At 65.8% G+C, this 1,817-nt stretch carries 2 protein-coding genes; one reads left to right on the top strand and one right to left on the bottom strand.

Annotated features, from left to right (window positions below; translation table 11 throughout):
* Positions 1 to 307 precede the first annotated feature (307 nt).
* On the bottom strand, positions 308 to 694 hold the full coding sequence (locus ACFKCF_RS61515; protein WP_394506766.1) for a PPOX class F420-dependent oxidoreductase: 387 nt from the start codon (positions 692 to 694) through the stop codon (positions 308 to 310).
* 76 nt (positions 695 to 770) lie between these two features.
* On the opposite strand from ACFKCF_RS61515, the gene ACFKCF_RS61510 reads away from it, so the two are divergent.
* Positions 771 to 1,214, top strand: a complete 444-nt coding sequence (locus tag ACFKCF_RS61510) for a MarR family winged helix-turn-helix transcriptional regulator (RefSeq protein ID WP_394506764.1) — start codon at positions 771 to 773, stop codon at positions 1,212 to 1,214.
* Positions 1,215 to 1,817: the final 603 nt, after the last annotated feature.

The following is a 1,817-nucleotide window of genomic DNA, read 5'->3' as shown; positions in this document are numbered from 1 at the left end:
GGCACCGCCACCGGCACCGCCACCGGCACCGCCACCGGCACCGCCACCGGCACCGCCACCGGCACCGCCACCGGCACCGCCACCGGCACCGCCACCGGCACCGCCACCGGCACGGTGCTACCCCGGCACCAGCTCGGCCCCGGGCAGGGCTAATCGCGTGGACGCCGCCGTCAACACCGTCACCGCCACCGGCGACGGGAGCCTGGGGGGTTCCTGCAGGAGGCCGCATCCCCGTCACTCGCGCCCCCAACCACAGTGATCCCTCACCCTGGGCGAATCCCCGCTCGTCGCCAGAGCCGACGTGCGGTCACTGCCGAGTGACGCGGGTCGGCTTCATAACAATCACCACCCGCCGCTCGGCATCTCCAACCGGCCGCTCGTACTCCAGCCCGTAGCGGCTGGCCAGCACGTCGAAGAAGTCGCCCGAGGGGTCGGGCTCCAGCCGCTCGACCACGCCCCGGATCTCCAGATAGCGGTACGGCGCCTCAGGGTCGTTGATGGAGACTGCGACCTGCGGATGTTCCTTGACATTTCGGTACTTGAAGCGATCCATCGTGGTCGTGAAGCGCAGGTGCTCCCCGTCCCAGATCGTCCAGACCGGGTTCACGTTCGGCGCCCCGTCGGGCCCGATGGTCGCCAGATGGGCGAACAGCGGGCGCTTCAGCAGATCCAAGTGGCTGTCAGGAATGATCACGTCTCTCCTCCAAGCTTAGATAACGGGGTCAGGTTATCAAAGCTTTGATAACCATCAATGTTGTACTATTTCCGATATGGGGATGCCTGCGGACGAACGCCTCGGTCTGGACATCAAGCGTGCGGAGCAGGCGCTGATCGCGGCCAAGCAGGCCGCCGTCCGCCCGGCAGGGCTGACCGTTCCCCAGTACGCGACACTGTTCGCGCTGGCCGACAACCCCGGTATCTCGGGCGCGGCGCTGGCCAGAGCGTGCCTGGTCACGCCTCAGGCCATGACCGTCGTGCTCAAGAACCTGGAGGAACGCGGCCTCGTCGAACGCTCCCCGCACCCATGGCATCGAAACGTCCTGGAGACCCGGCTGACCGAGGCCGGGCGCGCGGCGCTGAAGGCGGCCGACGAGCGTGCCGTGGTGATCGAGCGAGCGATCGCGGGCGAGTTCAGCACGGAGGAGCGGGAGCAACTGCGCGTCCTGCTGGCCCGGTGCGCCGGGGCGATCGCCCGCGCCACTCTGGAGCTGTGACCTCAAAGAGGCGCAACTGGACGGGCCGGGACACCGCGCGACGGCGGCGGCAGGACTGAGCCCGGCGCCCGCGCTGCGGCGGATCGTCCGCGACACGCCCTCTGGCGAGGCGATTTGACGTGTCGCGGATTGCGACCTAGTCTTTCAGTTCGCGCCGGGAGTGAGCCGGACGCCGATCAGGCGGACGGGCCCCCGCGCAAGCCCTTTGAAATGACGAGCCACTCGGCGGAGCCGCTTCGGCGCGCTCGTAGCCCGGGCCGTCGTCTGGCGCACGGAGATCACCGAAAAATCGGTTGATTCGACAAGCTCTGGATGACACGGTAAGTTAAGAGGGTTGCCCTGGGCCGACCGGGGTGCACCATCCTAAGCAAGTCTGAGTGGTTGCCGGCAAATCTCCGGATTTGACGGGAATCGACAAGCTCGGTAAATTTTAGGAAAACGCGAGGCACGCCTCCGAGCGCAAGTCGAGAGACTTACGCAAGGATGTACGCGTCCGTTTCTTGAGAACTCAACAGTGTGTTAAAAGCCAGTGCATGAGATACACATGCATATCCCCGTCATTATTGACGGAAATTGCTTGGATTCACAATCCAGACGAAAGAC

Origin of the sequence: Nonomuraea sp. JJY05 (assembly GCF_043496855.1) — a bacterium.
In the GTDB taxonomy this organism is placed as follows: domain Bacteria; phylum Actinomycetota; class Actinomycetes; order Streptosporangiales; family Streptosporangiaceae; genus Nonomuraea.
The sequence above is the reverse complement of the archived record's forward strand: the minus strand, read 5'-3'. Positions and strand labels throughout refer to the sequence as shown.